The organism is Kitasatospora sp. NPDC096128 (genome assembly GCF_040303105.1).
In the GTDB taxonomy this organism is placed as follows: domain Bacteria; phylum Actinomycetota; class Actinomycetes; order Streptomycetales; family Streptomycetaceae; genus Kitasatospora.
In genome coordinates this window covers 23,825-43,345 of sequence record NZ_JBEOSP010000034.1, presented here as the reverse complement: position 1 = coordinate 43,345, position 19,521 = coordinate 23,825, and the positions used below count along the sequence as shown (strand labels likewise).

General features: G+C 76.3%; 23 protein-coding genes, 1 tRNA gene and 1 pseudogene. 8 read left to right on the top strand and 17 right to left on the bottom strand.

What is annotated here, in order from left to right; genetic code table 11:
* Positions 1 to 82 precede the first annotated feature (82 nt).
* Positions 83 to 162: transfer RNA gene (locus ABTY61_RS30595), tRNA-Tyr, on the bottom strand.
* A 532-nt stretch (positions 163 to 694) separates the two neighbouring features.
* Here ABTY61_RS30595 and ABTY61_RS30590 point away from each other — a divergent pair.
* Together ABTY61_RS30590 and ABTY61_RS30585 are read left to right on the top strand one after the other, a co-directional pair.
* Positions 695 to 1,039: a hypothetical protein gene (locus ABTY61_RS30590; RefSeq protein WP_350508346.1), complete on the top strand. Its 345-nt coding sequence runs from the start codon at positions 695 to 697 to the stop codon at positions 1,037 to 1,039.
* Positions 1,036 to 1,212: a hypothetical protein gene (locus tag ABTY61_RS30585; protein ID WP_350508345.1), complete on the top strand. Its 177-nt coding sequence runs from the start codon at positions 1,036 to 1,038 to the stop codon at positions 1,210 to 1,212. Before ABTY61_RS30590 ends, ABTY61_RS30585 begins: the two co-directional genes overlap by 4 nt.
* 54 nt (positions 1,213 to 1,266) lie before the next feature.
* On the opposite strand, the gene ABTY61_RS30580 is transcribed toward ABTY61_RS30585, so the two are convergent.
* Complete coding sequence (locus ABTY61_RS30580; RefSeq protein ID WP_350508344.1) at positions 1,267 to 2,814, bottom strand: multicopper oxidase family protein; 1,548 nt, start codon at positions 2,812 to 2,814, stop codon at positions 1,267 to 1,269.
* A gap of 284 nt (positions 2,815 to 3,098) precedes the next feature.
* Here ABTY61_RS30580 and ABTY61_RS30575 point away from each other — a divergent pair, with 284 nt between their 5' ends.
* Genes ABTY61_RS30575 through ABTY61_RS30565 form a run of 3 tightly spaced genes read left to right on the top strand, consistent with a single transcriptional unit; the run spans position 3,099 to position 5,997 of the window.
* The gene (locus tag ABTY61_RS30575; RefSeq protein WP_350508343.1) at positions 3,099 to 4,580 is read left to right on the top strand and encodes a pyridoxal phosphate-dependent decarboxylase family protein; all 1,482 of its coding nucleotides are present in this window, start codon (positions 3,099 to 3,101) and stop codon (positions 4,578 to 4,580) included.
* Positions 4,577 to 5,296 (top strand): N-acetyltransferase, encoded by a 720-nt coding sequence (locus ABTY61_RS30570; RefSeq protein ID WP_350508342.1) that lies wholly within the window; start codon positions 4,577 to 4,579, stop codon positions 5,294 to 5,296. Before ABTY61_RS30575 ends, ABTY61_RS30570 begins: the two co-directional genes overlap by 4 nt.
* A complete protein-coding gene (locus tag ABTY61_RS30565; protein WP_350508341.1) occupies positions 5,293 to 5,997 on the top strand; it encodes a DUF6875 domain-containing protein in 705 nt (234 codons plus the stop codon). The genes ABTY61_RS30570 and ABTY61_RS30565 overlap by 4 nt, the downstream gene beginning before the upstream one ends.
* 71 nt (positions 5,998 to 6,068) lie before the next feature.
* Here the strand turns inward: ABTY61_RS30565 and ABTY61_RS42040 are convergent, their stop codons facing one another.
* The 8 genes and pseudogenes from ABTY61_RS42040 to ABTY61_RS30525 form a co-directional block, all read right to left on the bottom strand.
* Entirely contained in the window at positions 6,069 to 6,497 is a 429-nt protein-coding gene (locus ABTY61_RS42040) for a WCX domain-containing protein (protein WP_502895457.1), read from the bottom strand.
* Positions 6,485 to 6,970, bottom strand: a pseudogene (locus ABTY61_RS30555) (helix-turn-helix transcriptional regulator); the annotation flags it as partial. The gene ABTY61_RS42040 and the pseudogene ABTY61_RS30555, both read right to left, overlap by 13 nt.
* 134 nt (positions 6,971 to 7,104) lie before the next feature.
* The gene (locus tag ABTY61_RS30550; protein ID WP_350508340.1) at positions 7,105 to 7,650 is read right to left on the bottom strand and encodes a pyridoxamine 5'-phosphate oxidase family protein; all 546 of its coding nucleotides are present in this window, start codon (positions 7,648 to 7,650) and stop codon (positions 7,105 to 7,107) included.
* 172 nt (positions 7,651 to 7,822) lie between these two features.
* Positions 7,823 to 8,704 (bottom strand): ABC transporter permease, encoded by an 882-nt coding sequence (locus ABTY61_RS30545; protein ID WP_350508339.1) that lies wholly within the window; start codon positions 8,702 to 8,704, stop codon positions 7,823 to 7,825.
* A complete protein-coding gene (locus ABTY61_RS30540) occupies positions 8,664 to 9,530 on the bottom strand; it encodes an ATP-binding cassette domain-containing protein (protein WP_350508338.1) in 867 nt (288 codons plus the stop codon). Before ABTY61_RS30540 ends, ABTY61_RS30545 begins: the two co-directional genes overlap by 41 nt.
* The gene (locus ABTY61_RS30535; RefSeq protein WP_350508337.1) at positions 9,527 to 10,009 is read right to left on the bottom strand and encodes a MarR family winged helix-turn-helix transcriptional regulator; all 483 of its coding nucleotides are present in this window, start codon (positions 10,007 to 10,009) and stop codon (positions 9,527 to 9,529) included. Before ABTY61_RS30535 ends, ABTY61_RS30540 begins: the two co-directional genes overlap by 4 nt.
* Before the next feature lie 174 nt (positions 10,010 to 10,183).
* Entirely contained in the window at positions 10,184 to 10,387 is a 204-nt protein-coding gene (locus ABTY61_RS30530; protein ID WP_350508336.1) for a cold-shock protein, read from the bottom strand.
* Between the two features lie 164 nt (positions 10,388 to 10,551).
* Positions 10,552 to 11,289, bottom strand: a complete 738-nt coding sequence (locus ABTY61_RS30525) for a VOC family protein (RefSeq protein WP_350508335.1) — start codon at positions 11,287 to 11,289, stop codon at positions 10,552 to 10,554.
* Positions 11,290 to 11,837: 548 nt separating this feature from the next.
* Here ABTY61_RS30525 and ABTY61_RS30520 point away from each other — a divergent pair.
* The 3 genes from ABTY61_RS30520 (at position 11,838) to ABTY61_RS30510 (ending at position 13,213) form a co-directional block, all read left to right on the top strand.
* Entirely contained in the window at positions 11,838 to 12,236 is a 399-nt protein-coding gene (locus ABTY61_RS30520) for a hypothetical protein (RefSeq protein WP_350508334.1), read from the top strand.
* 178 nt (positions 12,237 to 12,414) lie between these two features.
* The gene (locus tag ABTY61_RS30515) at positions 12,415 to 12,645 is read left to right on the top strand and encodes a hypothetical protein (protein WP_350508333.1); all 231 of its coding nucleotides are present in this window, start codon (positions 12,415 to 12,417) and stop codon (positions 12,643 to 12,645) included.
* Between the two features lie 97 nt (positions 12,646 to 12,742).
* On the top strand, positions 12,743 to 13,213 hold the full coding sequence (locus ABTY61_RS30510) for a GNAT family N-acetyltransferase (protein ID WP_350508332.1): 471 nt from the start codon (positions 12,743 to 12,745) through the stop codon (positions 13,211 to 13,213).
* 330 nt (positions 13,214 to 13,543) lie between these two features.
* Here the strand turns inward: ABTY61_RS30510 and ABTY61_RS30505 are convergent, their stop codons facing one another.
* From ABTY61_RS30505 to ABTY61_RS30475, 7 genes are all read right to left on the bottom strand, one after another.
* Positions 13,544 to 14,452: an alpha/beta fold hydrolase gene (locus tag ABTY61_RS30505; RefSeq protein WP_350508331.1), complete on the bottom strand. Its 909-nt coding sequence runs from the start codon at positions 14,450 to 14,452 to the stop codon at positions 13,544 to 13,546.
* Positions 14,449 to 15,237: a beta/alpha barrel domain-containing protein gene (locus ABTY61_RS30500; RefSeq protein WP_350508330.1), complete on the bottom strand. Its 789-nt coding sequence runs from the start codon at positions 15,235 to 15,237 to the stop codon at positions 14,449 to 14,451. The genes ABTY61_RS30505 and ABTY61_RS30500 overlap by 4 nt, the downstream gene beginning before the upstream one ends.
* On the bottom strand, positions 15,234 to 15,953 hold the full coding sequence (locus ABTY61_RS30495) for a phosphoribosylanthranilate isomerase (protein WP_350508329.1): 720 nt from the start codon (positions 15,951 to 15,953) through the stop codon (positions 15,234 to 15,236). Before ABTY61_RS30495 ends, ABTY61_RS30500 begins: the two co-directional genes overlap by 4 nt.
* A complete protein-coding gene (locus tag ABTY61_RS30490) occupies positions 15,950 to 17,095 on the bottom strand; it encodes an acyl-CoA dehydrogenase family protein (RefSeq protein WP_350508328.1) in 1,146 nt (381 codons plus the stop codon). The genes ABTY61_RS30495 and ABTY61_RS30490 overlap by 4 nt, the downstream gene beginning before the upstream one ends.
* Before the next feature lie 109 nt (positions 17,096 to 17,204).
* On the bottom strand, positions 17,205 to 17,579 hold the full coding sequence (locus ABTY61_RS30485) for an ectoine synthase (RefSeq protein WP_350508327.1): 375 nt from the start codon (positions 17,577 to 17,579) through the stop codon (positions 17,205 to 17,207).
* Positions 17,580 to 17,593: 14 nt separating this feature from the next.
* On the bottom strand, positions 17,594 to 18,496 hold the full coding sequence (trpA, locus tag ABTY61_RS30480) for a tryptophan synthase subunit alpha (RefSeq protein ID WP_350508326.1): 903 nt from the start codon (positions 18,494 to 18,496) through the stop codon (positions 17,594 to 17,596).
* Positions 18,489 to 19,520, bottom strand: coding sequence for a hypothetical protein (locus ABTY61_RS30475; RefSeq protein WP_350508325.1), 1,032 nt, complete (start codon positions 19,518 to 19,520; stop codon positions 18,489 to 18,491). The genes trpA and ABTY61_RS30475 overlap by 8 nt, the downstream gene beginning before the upstream one ends.
* Position 19,521 lies beyond the last annotated feature (1 nt).

The following is a 19,521-nucleotide window of genomic DNA, read 5'->3' as shown; positions in this document are numbered from 1 at the left end:
TCCGCACGGGCCCACTGGGCCACCTGCGGGGCGGCTAAGCGGGGTGTTGCGGTGGGTGTCGCGGTTGGGGTGTCGCGGCGGGTGGGCGAGGGCGGATTCGAACCGCCACAGCCGCAGCGGGGGCTTTACAGGCCCTTGGGCTCTCCGGTGCCCGGCTCGCCCGGGGCGCGTCGACGCCCCGGGCCGCGGCGCAGAAGGGCGCGCGGCCGGGAGAGGGGACGCTCGGGGGGCTCAGCGCGCCGGGCGATAGCCGAACGCGCGCGGGCCGGGGCGATGGCGACTGCCGCTGGTGTCCATGGCGCGCTCCCCTTTCCCGTGCACTGCGTCAACGTGTCCACGGCGCCGGTGTGTTCACCGCGCCGGGGTCGTTGCGCGATCAGCGTGCCGCACGCGCCCTGTGGGGCGCAACCGGTTTTCCGCCCCCCGGCCCCGGAGGGTGCCGACCCCAATCCTGCCAGGTCAGGCCAGGGTTCGGTAGGACCCAGCACACCCTTCCTGCGCCTTGCCGCGGCCGGTGCGCGCGCCGCACACTCGTGCAACACCCACTCCCCCTCGACGGCCTGCGCGCCGCCGCCCGCCTTCCCGGGCGGCCGGTGCGGCGCGCCGCCGTGCCCCGGTGCGCGCCGCGGCGCGGCCCGGGCGCCCGGGGGGGCGGGGGTGCGTACGGGAGCAACGACGAAGGGGGACACGGGACATGAACGTGCACGCGGACCTGGTGCTGAAGGCGCGGATCACGCTGATGGGCCACAACGACCGGATCCTGGAGGGCGAGGAGGGCATGCGGGTCTACCGGATCCTGTTCGCGGTCAGCCCCGGCATCCACGCGTACCGGCTGGCCTACGTCCTGCGGGACCTGGCCGAGGTCAGCGCCCGGGCGGCGCGCCGGCCCGGGGCGCGGGAGGCGCTGCTGGAGGAGGCGCGGGCCGCCAGTACGCGCATCCCCGCCGACGCCCCCGCCTACCAGCGCCGGATGTGGGAGTACCCGGTGGCGCAGCTGAAGGAGATCGAGCGCCGGCTGGGCCAGGCGGGCGGGCGGTGACGGGCCGTCCGCACGAGGGCCCGGTGCTGCGGGCGCGGGCGCGGGTGCGGGCGCTGCTGTGCGACCGGTGGGCCCTGGACGGGGAGGAGGGCCGGTGGGAGCGGGTGGAGCGGGCCAGGCGCTTCGGCCCGGCGGGGGTCCTGACGCCCGGCCAGGGCGTCCACGGCGCCTGACGCGTACGGCCCCGGGGATCCCGCGCCGGGCGGGGGCCCCTGGGGCCGTACGTTCTAGCCGACCTCGAACTGGGCCATCATGCCCATCGCGGAGTGGTCCAGCAGGTGGCAGTGGTAGGGGTAGCGGCCGCGGTAGGAGTCGAAGACGGCCTGCAGGCGCACGCTCTCGCCGGGAAGCAGGCGCACGGTGTCCTTGAGGCCGCCCTCCTCGGGGCCGGGCGGCTGCCCGTTGCGGGCCAGGACGCGGAACTGCACCAGGTGCAGGTGGAAGTTGTGCGGGGTGTCCTTGTTGCCGTTGGAGACGGTCCAGATCTCGGAGGTGCCGAAGGCGACGGCCGCGTCCACCCGGTTCGGGTCGTAGACCTTGCCGTCGATCATGCCGCGCGGGGCGGCCCCGGGGGTCTCGTCGACGGTGAGGACGACGGAGCGCTCGCGGGCCACCTCGGCGGGCAGGGCGGGCAGGGTGCGCAGCCGCTCGGGCACGGAGCTGGGGTCGTGGGCGGCGCGGGTGATGTCGAAGCGCAGGACGACGCCGATGTGTTCGGCCGGTCCGGGGGGCATGGAGTTGGTGAGGACGACGCTGGAGCCCACCGGGTAGCGGGAGAAGTCGATGACGACGTCGGCGCGCTCCCCGGGGGAGAGGTCGACGGTGTCGGTGGTGTGGGGGCGTTCCAGCAGGCCGCCGTCGGAGCCGATCCAGGTGATGGGGCCGCCGTCGGCCAGGCGCAGGGAGAAGAAGCGCAGGTTGGAGGAGTTGAGCAGGCGCAGCCGGTACTTGCGGGCGGCGACCTCGACCTTGGGCCAGGGGCGGCCGTTGGCGAGGATGGTGGCGCGGCCCTCGGGGTCGTCCATGCGGTAGACCAGGCGGGCGGCGGCGTCGAAGCGGGCGTCGCGCAGGGCGATGGGCAGGTCGTAGCGGCCCGCGGGCAGCGGCAGGTCGGACTCGGTGGCGTCGGTGAGCAGGTAGGTGCCGGACAGGCCGCGGAAGACGTGCTCGGACTCGGCGTGGTGGGCGTGGTCGTGGAACCACAGGTTCGCGTGGGGCTGGTCGTTGGGGTAGCGGTAGGTGCGCTGGGCGCCGGCGTCCAGGAGGTTCATCGGGCCGCCGTCGGAGTCGGCGGGCACGGCGGCGCCGTGCAGGTGGACGGAGACCGGGTCGTCGAGCAGGTTGGTCTGGCGCACCACGACGGGGCGTCCGGAGCGGGCGCGGATGACGGGGCCGGGGAAGGCGCCGTTGTAGGTGAGGACTTCGGTGCGGTGCCCGGGCAGGACGCGGGCGAAGGACCTGAGCATGGTGACGGCGTAGGTGTCGGTGCCGCCGTCGGTGGAGACCGGGCTCAGCACCGGGGCCAGCGGCATGGCGACGGCGAACTTGGGGGCCAGGGCGGGGCCGGCGTCGGGGCCCGGGTCGGCGGCGGTGCCGTGCGCCGAGGCGTCGTGCGCCGGGGCGTCGTGGCCCGGGGCGTCGTGGGCGTCCGCGGTGTGGGCGGCGTCCGCGGTGTGGGCGGCGTCCGCCGGGGCCGGTCGCACGGTGGCGCGCAGCAGCAGGACCCCTCCCCCGGTCGCCAGGGCGGCGCCGATCATCCTGCGTCTGGTCACCATCGCCTCAGGTCCTCCCCGTCCGGCCCGCGCGGGCCAAGCGCCATCCCCCGGTGCGGGGGCCTGGTCCGGGGGCGATTGCAGCAGCGGCTCCTCGCGCGCCGCTGGGGCGCGGCTTGGGCGCGCCGCGGTGCGCCGGTGCCGGTTCGCGGGCGGACGGCGGTGAGCTGGGGATGTTGCGGGCGGCTTGCGCCGGGGCGGTCACGGTGGCTCGGGACGCACTCGAAGAACCCTCAAGAGCCGGGCCCCGCACGGGGGTTGCGGCGGACACGAAGGAAGGGCCCCCAGTGGACCTGCGGTACTGGCTGCCCAGGGCGGCCGAGGTGGCCGAGCGGTGGGGCGAGCGGTTCGGCCCGTACACCCCGCACCCGGTGAACGCGGTGGACGAGGCGCAGTTCGCCGCCGCGTTCGAGCGCTTCGCCAAGCGCCTGGAGCACAACTACCCGTTCTTCCATCCGCGTTACGCCGGGCAGATGGTCAAGCCCCCGCACCCGGCGGCCCTGGTGGGCTACCTGGCGGCGATGCGCTTCAACCCCAACAACCACGCCTACGAGGGCGGGCCCGCCACCAGCGACATGGAACGCGAGTGCGTGGCGGCGCTGGCCGCCATGTTCGGCCTGCCCGCGCACGTGGGGCACCTGACGTCCAGCGGCACCATCGCCAACCTGGAGGCCCTGTACGTGGCCCGCCAGAGCCACCCCGGCCGGGGCGTGGCCTACAGCGCGCAGGCCCACTACACCCACGCGCGGATGTGCCACGTGCTCGGCGTCCAGGGCCACGCGGTGGCGGCGGACGCCGCCGGGCGGATGGACGTCGGCGCGCTGGAGGAGCTGCTGCGCACCGGGCGCGTGGGCACCGTGGTGGCCACCTGCGGCACCACCGGGCCCGGCGCCGTCGACCCGGTGCACGAGGTGCTGGCGCTGGCCCGCCGCTACGGGGCGCGGGTGCACGTGGACGCCGCCTACGGCGGGTTCTTCGCCCTGCTGGGCCGCGACGGCGCGCAGGCCGCCGCCCTGGGCCTGGACCCGGCGCCGTGGCAGGCCATCGGGGCCTGCGACTCGGTGACCGTCGACCCGCACAAGCACGGCCTGCAGCCCTACGGCTGCGGCGCGGTGCTGTTCGCCGACCCGGCGATCGGGCGCCACTTCGCCCACGACTCGCCGTACACCTACTTCACCGACGCCGAACTGCACCTGGGCGAGATCAGCCTGGAGTGCTCGCGCGCCGGCGCCTCGGCCGCCGCCCTGTGGCTGACCCTGCAGCTGCTGCCGCTGACCGCCGACGGCCTGGGCCGGGTGCTGGCGACGGGGCGGCGCACCGCCCTGCGCTGGGCCGAACTGATCGACGACTGCGAGGAACTGACGCTCAACCAGGCGCCGCAGCTGGACATCGTCACCTACTTCCCCACCCCGCGCGCCGGCGCCGCCACGCTCAGCGCCGTGGACGCGGCCGCCGACCGGGTGCTGCGCGCGGGCATGGCCGACGGCGAGGACCCCGTCTACCTGAGCCTGCTGCGCGTGGACGCCGCCGACCTCACCCGCCGCCACCCGCGCCTGGCGGCCGACGCCGACGGGGCGCGGGTGCTGCGCAGCGTGCTGATCAAGCCCGAGGCCGAGCAGTGGCTGCCGCGCCTGCACGCGCGGGTGGCGGCGCTGGCCGCCGAGGCGGTCGCCTCCGACGCCGGCTCCGACGCCTGCGCCGATCGTGCCGCCGCTTTCGAGAACGTTCCCGACGCCCTGCCGTCCGTTGCCGAGGAGAGCCCGCGTTGACCACCGCCCCCGCCCCCGTACGGCCCGCCGCCCCTGCCCCGGCCGCTGCCGCCGCCCCGGACCCCGCCCCGGCCGCGGCCGCCGCGCCCGTCGTCAGAGCCGCCCGCGCCGAGGACGCCGAGCCGCTCGCCCGCGCCTTGGCCGCCGCCTTCCAGGACGACCCGCTCACCCGCTGGGCCTTCCCCGACCCCGCCCACCGCGAGCGCGTGCTGCCCGCCTTCTTCCGCGTCCACCTCGACCAGTGCCTGGCCCACGGCGGCGCCCTCGCCGTCCACGACCGCGACGACGCGGGCGGCGCGCCCCAGGGGGCGTTGCTGTTCCTGCCGCCGGGGGTGTGGGAGGACCCCCGCCAGCAGGACCGCACCGCCGCCCGCGCCCTGGAGCGGGCCGTCGACAGCGCCCGCAACCCCGAGTCCGCCCGCCGCCTGGCCGCCATCACCCACCTGCAGACGCGCCGCCACCCGCGCCACCGCCCCCACTACTACCTCGCCTTCATCGGCGTGCACCCCGACGCCCACCGCACCGGCGCCGGCGAGGCCCTGCTCGCCGCCATGCTCACCGGCGTCGACCGGGCCGGCCAGGCCGTCTACGCCGAGACCAGCTCGCCCTCCGGCGCCCGCCTGAGCCGGGCCGCCGGCTTCACCCGCTTCGGCGAGGCCATCGCCCTGCCCGCCGGCGGCCCGCGCCTGAACCCGGTGTGGCGGGGCCCCCGATGACCGCCCCCGCCGCCACGGCCCCCGTTCCCGCGGCCCCCGCCGGCGGCGCCCTGCGCCTGTTCAGCGCCGAGCAGATCGACGCCGGCGCCGCCCACGCCCACCCCGAGGCCGCCGAAGTCCTCGACTGGGCCCGGCAGTTCCTCACCACCGCCCACCCCGACCTGGGCCGCAGCGGCCCCGTCTGCCCCTACACCCAGCCCTCGCTGCGCCGCGGCCTGTTCCACCTCGCCGTCGCCGACGCCGACGCCGGCGGCGGCGAGGGCACCGGCGCCGACCTGCCCGCCCTGGTGGGCGAACTGCGCGAGCACTACGACCGGCTGCTGGCCCGCCTCGACGAGGAGGGCGACCGCGAGCTGCTCACCGTGCTGCTGGTGCTGCCCCGGCTGGACCGCGCCGACTCCACCGCCCTGGACGAACTCCAGCGCAAGGCCAAGGACGAGTTCGTCGAACAGGGCCTGATGATCGGCCAGTTCCACCCGGTGTGCGAGGAACCGGGCCTGTGGAACGGCGCCTTCCGCCCGCTGCGCGCGCCCGTGCCGCTGCTCGCGGTGCGCAAGCTGCTGGTCTTCGACCTGCCGTTCCTGGTCGGCGACCAGAGCCACCTGACCCACTACCTGGCCCGCTTCGCCCCCCAGGTCCCGGCCCGCATCCGCGACCAGCTCGTCACCGGCCTCACCGCCCAGTCCCCCACCACCGCCTGACCCCCCTCCCCGCGCGCGGGGCCCGGCCGGCGCCCGGGCCCCGCGCGCAACCCCCGCCCCGGCGCGGCCGCTCAGGTGTAGAGGGCGGCCGCGCGGCGGGTGGCGTCGGCGAGGCGGGCGCGCAGGGCGGGCGGGTGGAGGACCTCGGCCTCCGGGCCCAGGCGCAGGAGTTCGCGGTAGCCGATCTCCCAGTCCTCCACCGGCAGGGTGACGGTGACCCAGCCCTGGGCGTCCGGGGGCCGGCGCCGGCCAGGGCGTCGGCGGCGGCGGTGGCCTCCAGCAGCACGGCGAGGTCGGCCACGGCCGGCGGGCTGAGCCGCACCCGGGCCCGTTCGCGCAGCATGGCGCGGGTGAACTCCCGGGCGGCGGTGGCCCAGTAGGCGGCGAGGTCGAAGTCCGGGTCGCGTTCGAAGTGCTCCGCGGTGGCCTCGGCGGTCTCGAAGCGGTCGACCCGGTAGGAGCCGACGCGCCCCGAGGGGCTGCGGGCGGCGACGTACCACTGCCCGGCCTTGAGGACGAGGCCGTACGGCTCCGGGCGCCGCCGGCGGGTGGCGCCGCGCGCGGCGTAGCGGGCGTGCAGCACCCGGTCCTGCCACACCGCGCGGGACACCTCGGCGAGCAGCGGCGGGGTTTCGGCCTCGCGGAACCAGGCCGGGGCGTCGAGGTGGAAGCGCTGGGCGGCGGCCGCGGGGGCCGGGCCCAGGGCCGCGGCGACCTTGAGCCGGGCGGCCAGGGCCTGCCCGGCCAGGCCCATGTCGCGCAGCGGGCCGGGCAGGCCGGCCAGGTGCAGGACGGCGGCTTCGGCGGGCTCCAGGCCGGTCAGGCGGGTGCGGTAGCCGTCGACGAGCCGGTAGCCGCCGGCGCGGCCGCGCTCGGCGTACACCGGCACCCCCGCCTCGGCGAGGGCGGCGACGTCGCGCTGCACGGTGCGTTCGGAGACCTCCGGTTCGGCGGCGAGGTCGGCGGCGGTCATGGCCCGCCGCTCCTGCAGGAGCAGCAGCAGCGCGACGGCCCGGCTCGCCCGCACCCCGGCCTCCTCTCCCGTCCTCCCCCGGTGCCCGCCGTACGTGCGGGCCGGCCTCCCATTGTCGCCGTACCCGCCGCACCTCACCGCTCGGGTCGGCGCCCGTCGTCCAACAGCGCCAGGGCGCCCGGGTCGTGGGCGAAGGCGGCCATCCAGTGCGGGTGCAGCCGGTAGTAGACGACGTCGTGGTCCCAGTCGAAGGTGTCGCGGCCGTAGAAGTCCTGGAAGTAGCGGAGCAGTTCGGGCCAGTCGGCGGCCGGCCGGCCGCCGTGGGGGTTGAGGGTCCGCACGGTGCCGTGGGTGAACACGCCCAGGTCCTCCCCGCGCAGGTGGGCGGCGCTGACGGCGGGCCGGGCGGCCAGGTGGCGGGCCTTGGCGGCGGTGCGCGCGGTGCCGAAGTGCCACGCGCCGCGCAGGAAGTGGCCGTCCACGCCGCTGACCCGCGGCTCGCCCCGGACGGTGACGGTGGACAGCGCGAGCGTGCACATCCCGGTGAGCGCACCGGTGACCTGGCGGGCGGTGAGGGCGCGTTCGCTGTTGACGATCGAGCGCAGGTGGGCGGTGGAGCGGGCGAGCGAGGTGTCCAGGAGGGCCTGGAGGCGGGCGAGGTCGTCGGGGGTCTCGAGCATGGGGGGTCCTTTGTCCGTACGCGGTCCCCGGCCGGCGCCGTCACCGCGCCGGCCGCTCCCCCCACCTTCGCGGCGAATCCCGACACCTCCTGTCGTCTTTGCGCCGCCGTGTTCCGGCCCTGCGGTTCCGCCGCCGTGTTCCGGCCCTGCGCACGGGCCCTGCGGTGGGGCCTCAGCGGGCCAGGCGGCCCAGCAGGGCGGAGGCCGCGGCGATGCCGGCCGCGGCGGCGGCGGCCAGGACGGCGAAGTCCAGCGGCAGGTGGGAGGGGGTGCCGATGAGCAGGCCGCGCAGGGCGTCGACCTGGTAGCTGAGCGGGTTGACCGTGCTGACGGCCTGCAGCCAGCCGGGCATCAGGTCGACGGGGTAGAGGGCGTTGGAGCCGAAGAACAGCGGCATGGTGATCGCCTGGCCGATGCCCATCAGGCGGTCGCGGGTCAGCACGATCCCGGCGATGGCCATCGAGAGGCAGGAGAAGAACGCCGAGCCGAGCAGCACCGCCGCCACCACGCCGAGCAGGCGCAGCGGGTTCCAGGTCATGGCGACGCCCAGGGCGGCGGCGATGAGGACCACGACGACGGCTTGCAGGACGGCCTTGACGCCGGCGGCGAAGGCCTTGCCGGTGACGAGGGCGGCGCGCGGGGTGGGGGTGACGAGGAGTTTGGTGAGGACGCCGGAGTCCCGCTCCCAGATGATCATGATGCCGTAGAAGATCGCGATGAACATCGCGGACTGGGCGATGATGCCGGGGGCGAGGTAGTCCAGGTAGGGGATGCCGCCGGTGGGGATCGCCTTGAGGCGGGTGAAGGTCTCGCCGAAGATCAGCAGCCACAGGGCGGGCTGGACGGCGCGGGTGTACAGCTCGGTGCGGTCGTGGCGCAGTTTCTGCAGTTCCACGGCGCACATCGCGGCGACCCGGGCGGGCACCAGGCGCCAGCCGGTGCGGGCGCGCGGGGGCACCAGCAGCAGGCTCAGGTCGGGGGCGGGGGCGGGGTCGGGGTCGGGGGCGGGGGGTTCAGCCGACGCGGTCGGCCGTGCGGCGGGTACGGCGGACATCGCCGAAGTCTCCTTCCGTGGCGTCGGCCAGGTCGCGGCCGGCGTAGTGGCGGAACACGTCGTCCAGGGTGGGCTCGGCACCGGCGGGGGTGTCGGGGCGGATGCCGTCCTTGAGTTCGGCGGGGGTGCCCAGGGCGCGGATGCGGCCGCGGTCCATCAGGGCGATGCGGTCGCAGTGGCGTTCGGCCTCGTCCATGTAGTGGGTGGTGACCAGGACGGTCATGCCGGTGGCGCGGCGCACCGCCTCGACGCGTTCCCACACGCCGGTGCGGGCGATCGGGTCCAGGCCGATGGTGGGTTCGTCCAGGACGAGCAGGCGCGGGGCGCTGACCAGGGCCTGGGCGAGTTCGAGGCGGCGCACCATGCCGCCGGAGTAGGTGGCGGCCATCCGGTCGGCGGCGTCGGTGAGGTCGACGGCGGCCAGGGCCTGGGCGACGCGGCGGGCGCGTTCGGCGCGGGGGACGTCGAAGACCCGGGCGAACAGGGCGACGTTCTCCCGCCCGGTCAGCCCGGCGTCGGCGGACAGCTGCTGGGGCACGTAGCCGAGCAGGCGCCGTACCTCCATGGGGCGGCGGGCGGCGTCGTGGCCGAAGACGCGCACCATGCCGGGGCCGGCGGGCAGCAGGGTGGTGATCGCGCGGATGGTGGTGGTCTTGCCGGCGCCGTTGGGGCCGAGCAGGCCCAGGACCTCGCCGGTGCGCACGGTCAGGTCGACGCCGTCCACGGCGCGGGTGGCCTTGCCGCGGCCGTGGCCGAAGCTGTACTCCAGGCCCCGGCACACCACGGCCTGTGCGGCCGCCGGCGTCCCGGCTGCTCGTGCGCTCATCGCGGGTCCTCCTCGGGCAGGTCGCGCAGTCCCCGGGCGAGGGCGCGCAGCGCGGGCAGGGCGGCGGCCAGCGCGGCCCGGTCCCGTTCGGGCAGGGCGGCGAGGAGTTCGCCGGTCAGCGCCCGGCGCCGCTCGCGCCAGGCCTCGAGGCGCTGCTCGGCGGCCCCGGTGGCGTAGAGCAGGGCGGCGCGCCGGTCGGCGGGGTCGGCCTCGCGGCGCAGCAGGTCCTGGGCGGCGAGCTGGTTGACGAGGGTGGAGACGGAGTTGCCGGCCAGGCACAGTTCCTCGGCGGCGGCGGAGACCCGCAGGCCCGGGCTGTCCATGACCAGGCGCAGCAGTTCGACCTGGGCGCCGCGCAGGCGGGGCTGTTCCAGGCCGCGGCGCAGGCGGCGGCGCAGCAGGCGCTGGATGCCGGCGAGGAGGGCGGAGAACTCGTCGGCGAGGGGGGCGTCGGAGGGGGGTGCGGTTCCTGGCTCCATACCCCCGATTTTAGCTCTCAGTGAGAAGTATCCGTCGAGGGGCGGGGCGGGGGCGGGGCGCGGCCGGTGGGGGCTTCGGCGGTGCGGGGCGGCGACCTGCGCACCACCCGGGCCCGCGCACGGCGAAGGCCCCGCGCCGGCTTCGTCGCCGGTGCGGGGCCTGGGGCGGCCGGGTCAGATCGCGCGGACCTGGTCGGCCTGCGGGCCCTTGGGGCCCTGCGTGATCTCGAACTCCACCGCCTGGTTCTCCTCGAGGTTGCGGAAGCCGGTGCCCTGGATCGCGGAGTAGTGGACGAACACGTCCGGGCCGCCGCCGTCCTGGGCGATGAATCCGAAGCCCTTCTCCCCGTTGAACCACTTCACGGTGCCCGTGGCCATGCCGTTCTCCTTCTGCACGAAAGGGTGCGCGCCGGTGCGCGCCCCTGGGGGTGGTCGCGTCCGGGAACAGCGGGTTCGGCAGCACCGCGAACAGCGAATCTCGATGATCATGCTACTGGCCGGTCGCAGTCCGCAGGCGGCTTTTGCGAAGATCCGATGATCCGTCAGGCGGGGGCCAGGAGGCAGAACTCGTTGCCCTCCGGGTCGGCGAGCACCGTCCACGCGATCCCCGACTGGTCGATGCCCGGGTCGGTGGCGCCCAGGGCGCGCAGCCGGGCCTGCTCCGCCGCCGGGTCGTCGCCGCGGTAGGGGCGTACGTCGAGGTGGACGCGGTTCCACCCGGTCTTGGGGTCGGGGGTGCGGATGAACTCCAGGTAGGGGCCGACGCCCCGGGCGGAGCGCATGCTCGCGAAGTCGTCGGCGACTTCGTGCAGCGTCCAGTCCATCGCCCCGTCCCAGAACCGGGCCATCTCCCGCGGGTCGGCGCAGTCGACCACCACCGCGGCGACCGGCCCGGTGTCCCGGTAGACCTCACGGGGCTCCAGGACGCAGAACTCGTTGCCCTCCGGGTCGGCCAGCACCGTCCAGGGCACCTCGCCCTGCCCCACGTCGGCGGGCGTGGCGCCGAGGTCGCGCAGGCGGGCGACCAGCTCGGCCTGGTGGGCGGGCGAGGTGGTGGCCAGGTCGAGGTGCACCCGGTTCTTCACCGTCTTGGGCTCCGGGCGGGCGACGATGTCGATGCAGACGGCCACCGGGTCGGGGTAGGAGAAGCCCACCGGTTCGAGGTTGGTCACGCCCGGCCCCTCGCTGTCGACGCCCCAGCCGAGGGCCTGCGCCCAGAACCGGCCGAGCGCCGCGTCGTCGCGGGCCTTCATGTTGATCTGCACGAGTCTGGTCGTCATGCCCCCGATCCTAGGAGCACCCGAGATCGACTGGCTGGGTCGACTCCCGTCGAAGGTCGCCGGCGCGAGCCGCCCGACGGGCTCGGACAACAGCGGGACCGGGTCGGCGCCGGTGCGCCGGAAGTGCCGGCGGTGCCGGCCCGGCGCCGACGCCACGAAGCGGAAACCGTTCCCGGCCGGGCCGAGCGGCCGGGCGCCGTCCTCGTCGTACTCGAGGCGGAACAGCCCGGGCCGCATCCGGTTGTCGTGGGCGGCGAGTGGAAGGCCCCGGTGTGGTCGCCGGGGGCGGCCCTCGGCGGGTTGCGGCGGGCTGGGCGGGCGGACCCGCCCGTGCCGGGCCGGGTCCACCGCGGCGGGGTCGACCGGGGCCGGCGGGTGCGGGTGGCGGGCCGGTTCGGCCCGGTCGGCCGCGAACCGCTTCCGCGCGACCGGGGTGCACCCGCCCCGCACGCCCTCCGCCCTTGTGCGGACGGCCCCCTCGCAGCGGGCCGACTCCCCTGCCGTCCAAGGGGTTTCGGTCCGGGCGGGCGGGCCGCCATGCTGGACGGGTGCAGTGGATCCGGCGGGCGGGGCGGGCCGCGGGCGGCGACGCCGCCCAGGCGGTGCTGTTCGGGGCGCTCACGTCGGCGGGCGACCTGTGGCTGCTGTCCCGCCCCGGGTGCGGGCCGCGCGGCGTGGCCGCTGTGGTGTTCCTGGGCTCGGCCGGCGCGCTGGCGGGCCTGGGCATCGGCGTCGTACGCGGCGCCCGGGCCCGGCGGCGCGGGGCCGCGCCCGGTGCCCGCCCCGGACTGCGTCTGGTGCGGTGCGCGCTGACGGGGGCCCTGTACGTGCACCTGCTGCTGCCGGTGGCCTTCGTGACCGCCTTCGTGGTCGAACTGGTGCTGCACCCGCAGGAGTTGATCCTGCGCCTGGGCGGGAGCGTCGACCGGATCGACGACGGCCGGTAGGGCCCGTCCGGGCGGTGCGGCGGGCCCTGGCCGTCGCGGGGGGCGGGCGGGGCGGGTCTTGCTCAAGATCCGCTCAGATGGCGGCCGCCCGGGGATGTTTCGTGCAAGGATCTGTGCAGGGCTCCGGGATGGGGGCCGTCAGCGCCCCCGCACGCGGGGGCCGTCCTCGGGGGGACGCTTGGGCACCGTCGTCTTGCTGCTGGCCGCGCTGGTGGGCGCCGTCGTGTGCTGCACCGTCCTGCTGTCGCGGCGGGAGCGCGCCCGCCGCTCCCGCGGCGACGACGCGGGCCTGCTGATCGAGCTGGAGCGCACCCGCCAGGCCGCCCACCTGCGCAGCACCTACTCCAGCCGGGCCGTCCACCACGGCACCGCCATGGCCTCCGACGACCTGCACAAGTACTACTCCTAGGTCCGGGCCGGGCGGTGTCCGCCCTGCTGACGGGCGGTCGCGGCCGTGGGGCGGCAGGGGTGCCGCTGCGGCGCCGGCGGTGTGGGAGGCCGGTCGGATGCCTGTCACCCTCCGCCCCTTGGACCCCCGGCTCTTCCCCGCCTGGCTCGAGCGCAGTCGGGCCGAGTACGTCGAAGACCTTGTCGCTGCGGGGCAGACGTCCCAGGACGCCCGCCGGCACGCCGACGAGAGCATGGCCCGCTCCTTTCCCTCCGGCGCACCGGGCCCGGGGCACGCGGTCTTCGACGTGGTCGATGACGCCGGGGAGGCCGTCGGCTACCTCTGGATCGGACCGGACAGGAGTGGTGACGCCGGTGCCTGGTGGGTCTGGGACATCGTGATCGACGCCGACAGGCGGGGCCGGGGCTTCGGGCGAAGGGCCATGGTCCTGGGCGAGGAGTACGCCCGGGCCCAGGGTGCCCATGCCCTCGGCCTCAACGTCTTCGGGTTCAACACGGGTGCGCGCGGCCTCTACGAGTCGCTCGGCTACGAGACGACCTCGGTCAGGATGCTCAAGCGACTCGACTGAGGTCGGGGCGGCGTCCGCCCCGGTGAGGGCCCGGCGCGGCCGTGCGTCGGCCCCGCCATGCCTGTTCCGCGGTGCGGTGGGCGCGGGCGGCGGCGGAACCCCGTGTGGGGCCGGGCGGTGGCGCGGCGTCAGCCGTGCCCGTGCCGGTGCCGGTGCCGGTGCCGGTGGCCGTGGCCGGCCTCGGTGAGGGAGCCGGGGGAAGCGGCGCACCGGCGCACCGGCGGGCTTCGGTGAGGGAGCCGTCCCCCGTCCCCCGTCCCCCGTCCCCCGTCTCCGGTTGCGGGGCCGCGGGGCGGCACACGGCGGGGGCGGGGGCCGGGCGGCGGGGTGTCAGACGGCGGCGAGGGCGGGTGCGGGCGCGGGGTGGGCGGGTGCGGGGGCGGCGGGGCGGGTGCGGCAGTCGTCGGTGAAGGCGAGGGCGCGCAGGTGGTAGGGGCGGGCGGCGTGGCCCAGGGAGAGGTTGTGGCCGGCGTGGTGGGCGGTGACCAGGCGGGCCAGGCCGGGGGGGAAGGCGGCGGTGAGCGCGGTGCGGTGGGGGGCGTCCAGGCGCCACCAGGCCTCGTGGTCGGCGAGGGTGAGGCGTACCGGTACGCGTACCCGGGCGGCCAGGGCGGTGAAGCGCTCGGGCCAGGTGGCGAGTTCGCGGGATTCGAGGGCGGGCACGGGGGTGAGCAGGGTGCGGGCGGCGTGGAAGGTGCCGGGCGGGTAGAGGGCGAGGGGGCCCCAGTTGAGGCGGCCGCCGCCGGCGAGGTCGTCGGGGCGCTCCCAGGCGCCGGGGGCGTAGTGCTGGGCGAGGCCGGAGATGTCGGCGCCGAGCAGGGGCGGGCCGGGCTCGCCCGGCCAGTGGGCGGCGAGGGCCAGGGCGATCTTGCCGCCGAAGGAGTGGGCGAGGAGCTGGACGCCGGCGCCGGTGGGGTGGGCGCGGGCGTAGTCGGTGAGGGCGGCGTGCAGGGTGGCGGCCTGGTCGGCGATGAGCTGGCCCTGGGGCAGGCGGTGGGCGGAGGCGCCGTGGCCGGGGCGGTCGACGGCCAGGACGCTGTAGCCGAGGGCGGCGGCGAGGGTGAGCAGGCTGGTGTCGGGGTGGGCGGGGCCGGCGAAGTAGGCGGCGCGCATGCCGCGGCCGTGGACGGCGAGGATGACGGCCTTGGGCTCGCCGTGTTCGGGTTCGGCGACCAGGGCGGAGAGCGGGATGCCGGCGGCGTCCAGGACCAGGGAGCGGGTGCGCAGGGCGGGGTTCACACCGCCGCCCCGGCTCTGACGGCGTGCGGGGCGGCGTGCGGGGCGGTGTCCGGGGCGGTGTCCGGGGCGGTGTCGCAGGCGCCGGCGGTGCGGGCGGTGCCGGCGGTGCGGGCGGCGTCGAGGGCGGTGAGCCAGGCGGCGGGGTCGGGGCTGCGCATCAGGGCGGTGCCCACCAGCAGGGCGGCGTAGCCGGCGTCCAGGAGGCGGGCGCCCTGGGCGGGGTCGGTGATGGCGGAGGCGGAGACGGGGGCGCGGCAGCCGGCGGCGCGCACGGCGGGCAGCAGGCGCAGGCTGCGTTGCGGGTCGCCCGGGTCGCGTTCGCGGGTGCGGATGTCCTTGTTGTTGACGGCGACGACGCAGTCCTCGGGGGCGGGCAGGTGGTCGAGTTCGCGTTCGTCGGTGATCTCGACGAAGGGGGTCAGGCCCAGGCCGAGGGCGCAGGTGACCAGGCGGGCCAGGGAGGCGGCGGGCAGCAGGGCGGCGGTGAGCAGGACGGCGGCGGCGCCCTGGGCGCGGGCGGCTTCGAGCTGGGCGGGGCGGGTGAGGAAGTCCTTCTGGAGGACGGGCAGGTCGGTGGCGGCGGTGACCTCGCGCAGCAGGCGGGGGGTGCCGCCGAACCAGCGGCCGGTGACGACGGACAGGCAGGGGGCGCCGGCGGCCTCGTAGCGGGTGACGAGGTCGGTGACGGTGCGCGGGCCGAGCAGGTCGGCGCCGTGGGGGTCGCGGAGTTTGACTTCGGTGATCAGGGGGCGCCGGGCGGTGAGCAGGGCGTCGATGAAGGTCATGCGCGGGCCTCCTGGGGGCGGGGGTGCCAGGCGCGGGCGAGGGCGGTGACGGCCTCGCGGGTGAGGTGTCCGGCCCGGTCGCGGGCGGCGGTGTCGATGTCGGCGCCGGCGTAGAGGGGGTGGTCGGTGACGGTGCGGTAGGTGTCGCGGTTGTGGGCGCTGAGGCCGCCGGCGAGGAGGAAGGGGATGGACAGGCGGGGCAGCAGGGCGTGGACGTCGGCGGGGTCCAGGCTCTGGCCGGTGGAGCCGACGCGGCCGTCGTCGGTGACGGTGTCCAGGAGGAACAGGTCGACGCCGGCGCGTTCGTAGGCGGGGGTGAAGGCGCGTTCCAGGCAGCGGCCGCGGGCGAGGTGGAGGACTTTGACGAGGACGGCGTACGGGAGTTGTTCGCGCAGGCGGGCGGCGAGGGCGGGGCTCTGGTAGGCGTGCAGCTGGATCCAGCGGATGCCGGTCTCGCGGGCGAGGCGGGCGAGGTGGTGGGGGTCGTCGAGGAAGGTGACCAGGACGGGTTCCAGGCCCAGGCGGATGGCGGTGGCGGCGAGGTCGGCGAGGTGCTGGGGGGGCAGGTCGGCGGGGCCGCCGGGGATGCCGTGCCACAGGCCCACCAGGGTGGGGCCGGTGGCGGCGAGGAGGTCGAGGTCGGCGCGGGTGCGGGCGCCGCAGACCTTGAGGTGGCCCAGGCGGGCGGGGGCCAGGGCGGCGGCGGGGGCGGTCATTTGCCGAGTCCGAGCATGGCGGCGATGCGGTTGTACTGGATCTCGTTGCTGCCGGAGTAGATGGTGCCGGCGACGGCGTTGCGCACGTCCTTCTCCAGGCCGTACTCGGCCATGTAGCCGTTGCCGCCGAAGACCTGGACGGCGGCGAGCGAGGTGGCGAGGTTGGACTCGCTGGTGAGGAGTTTGGCGATGGCCATGTCGACGGTGACGTTCTCGCCGGCCTCCAGGCGCTGGGCGGTGTCGTAGAGCCACTTGCGGGCGGTCTCCAGGCGGATCTTGGTGTCGACGATCTTGTTGGCGACCGACTGGTAGGAGCCGATGGGCCTGCCGAAGGACATCCGGGTCTTGGCGTAGTCGAGGCAGCGGGCCAGGCGGTGCTGCATCTCGCCGGTGTTGACGATGAAGGAGTAGAGGATCTCGCGTTTCATCACGTGGTCCAGGACGAGGAAGCCGCCGCCGACGCGGCCCAGGACGCGGGCGGCGGGGACGCGGACCTCGTCGAGGAAGAGCTCGCTGATCGGGGAGGTGCGCAGGCCCATCTTCTTGATGGGGTTTCCGGTGCTCAGCCCGGGCATGGCGCGGTCCAGGAGGAAGGCGGTGACGCCCAGCGCCCCGCCCTGGGGGTGGGTGCGGGCGTAGACGACGATGTGGTCGGCGACGGGGCCGTTGGAGACGAAGGTCTTGGCGCCGGTGAGGACGAAGGTGTCGCCGTCGCGCACGGCGCGGGTGCGCATGCGCATGGCGTCGGAGCCGGACTCGCTCTCGGTGATGGCGTGGGCGCCGATCGCCTCGCCGGAGGCGATGCGGGGCAGGAAGGCCTCTTTGAGGGCGGGTGAGCCGAAGGCCTGCAGGGGCACGCCGGTGGAGGCCATGGAGGTGGTGACGGAGAAGTTGAGGCCGCCGTCGCGGCAGGTCTCGCCGAGGCCTTCGAGGACGTACATGGTGGTGAGCAGGGACTGGTCCAGGCCGCCGTGGCGCTCCTCGAAGGGCAGGGCGAGGATTCCGGTCTTCTGGATCAGGCGCCACTTGTCGTGGGAGAAGGCGGCCTGCTCGTCGCCTTCGATGTGGCCGGCGCTCAGGTCGTCGCCGAAGCGGGCCAGGCCCTCGCGCAGGGCCTTCTGGTCGGCGTTCCAGCGGATCATGGCAGTTGCCGCCTTCCTCCCGGGCCGCGCGTGGGCCAGGGCCGGGGTGTTGCGGGCCGGCGCGCGGGGGCGCCGGCACACGACTCGTACGTCGACGGACGGGGGGCCTCTAGTAGGCGGAGGAGGAGTGGGCGTCGAGCTGGTGGACCTCGTCGCCGTTCAGGGCCGGGGAGAACACGCAGACCAGGCGCAGGTCCTCGTCGGGGCTCGCGACCAGGTAGTGGGCGTCGTGCAGGTCGAGGGCGTACATCCGGCCGGGGGTGATGGGGTGGGAGTTGCCGTCCATGTCGATGACCTCGCCGGAGCCGGCGATGCAGTAGCAGGCCTCCATGTGGTTGCGGTACTCCAGGCGGGACTTGGTGCCGGCGTTGACGGTGGTGTCGGTGAGGCTGTAGCCCAGGCCGTCGGAGGCGAGGAGGAAGCGGCGGGAGAGGCCGTTGCCCCATTCGACGGTCTTCACGTCGGCGAGGTCGCGGATCAGCATGCTGGTGGGTCCTCTCAGGTGGTGGCGGTGGCGGGGGTGGTGGTTGCGGTGGTTGCGGTGGTGCCGGTGGTGCTCCCGTGCGCGCCCGCCGGTCGTGGGGGGCGGGGCGTACGGAGGTCGGTGAGGAAGGCGCGCAGGTCGGCGGCGGTGTCGCGGCCTTCGTGGTGGGCCTGTTCGAGGCGGGCGACGACGGCGGAGCCGACGATCGCGGCGTCGGCTCCGGCGGCGGCCACCGCGTCGAGGTCGGCGGCGGTCCTGACGCCGAAGCCGACGGCGACCCGCACGCCGGGGGCGGCCCGGCGCAGGGCGGTGACGGTCTCGGCCAGGGCGCGGTGGCCGGTGCCGGGGGCGGTGCCGGAGCGGCCGTAGTGGGCGACGAGGTAGACGTAGGCGCCGGCGGCGCCGCGGGCCGCGGCGGTGAGGGTCTGCGGCGGGGAGGCCGGGTAGCAGGTGGTGACCTGCGCCAGGCCGGCCTGCGCGCAGGCGTGCTGCCAGGTGGCGCGCAGCCGCGGGGGCAGGGCGTGGACGAGCAGGGCGCGGGCGCCGGCGGCGGCGACGGCTCGGGCGCAGGCGGCGGGGTCGCGGTGGCGCAGGCTGTGGCTCCAGTCGGCGAGCAGGACGACCTTGAGGGTGCGCAGGCGCGCGGTGAGGTCGGCGAGTTCGGCCAGGACGGTGTCCAGGGTGGTGCCGGCGGCCAGGGCGCGGGCGGCGGAGCGGCGGATGACGGGCCCGTCGGTGGGCGAGTTCGGGAAGGGGACGGCCAGCTCCAGGACCTCGACGCCCGCCTCGTCGAGGGTGTGGGCGAGGCGGGCCAGTGCCCCGGGCGGGTCGCCGGCGTTGAGGAACACCGCAAGGCCCGGCTCGCCGTCACGGAAGAGGGGTTCGGGCCCGTCCGCGGGCAGGAGGGGTTCAGGCATGGGCGGCCGCCTTGCGGTGGGTGCGCAGGCGCTCCGTCAGGGCGCGCGGGGCGCCGTCGGCCAGCGCGTCCAGGGCCTGCCCGTAGGCGGCCGACCAGCGGGTGTGGCGCCCGGAGGCCAGGGCGAGGGCGGCGGCGTTGAGGGCGATGGTGTGGGTGGCGGTGGGCCCGGCGCGGCCCTGGAGGGCGCCCAGGAAGTGCGCGGTGAGGTCCTGGGGCCGGGGGGCGAGGTCGGCCAGGGTGCCGGCGGCGGGGGCGACGGAGCCCGCGGGCAGGTGGACGGTGCCGGCGGGGGTGTGCAGGGTGTTGTCGGCGAAGGGCAGCAGTTCGTCGGCGCCGGCGGTGTTGACGGCCAGCCACAGGGCGCGCCCGCGCACGGTGGGGGCCAGGGCGGCCAGGGCGTCCAGGGGGGCGGTGTGGGAGACGCCGGTGAGCTGGGCGGTGACGGGGACGGTGGCCAGCAGCGGTCCGAGGGTGTTGAGGAAGGCGCCGAAGGGCTTGAGGGTGAGCGGGAACAGGATCCGGGCCAGGCGGGTGAGCTGGGGCGGGTAGACGTGCGGGCCGGCGAAGGCGATGTTGTGCTCGGCGAGGTGGTCGGCGGTGGCGCCGGGCCCGGCGCTCAGGGTGATGCCCAGGCGTTCCAGCAGGTCGACGGAGCCGGCGGCGCTGGTGTAGGCGCGCGAGCCGGTCTTGACGACGGGGATGCCCATGGCGGCAGCGGTCAGGGCGGCGGCGGTGGACAGGTTGAAGGTCGCCGGTCCGCCGCCGGTGCCCACGATGTTGACGCTGCCCGGCACCGGCGGGCCGGGGTCGGGGCTGCGTTCGGTGAGGGAGGCGGTCAGCGCCGCCAGGGTGGACGGGTCGGGCAGGCGGGTGGTCAGGGAGGCCAGCAGGGCCGCCGCCTGGGCCCGGTCGCTGTCGCGGGCCGGGCCCAGGGTGCGCTGCTCCAGCTGCTCCCACCACGAGCGCCAGGCCTCCAGCGGGACGGGGCGCCCGGCCAGGAGCGCGGTGAGGGCGGGGTGCACG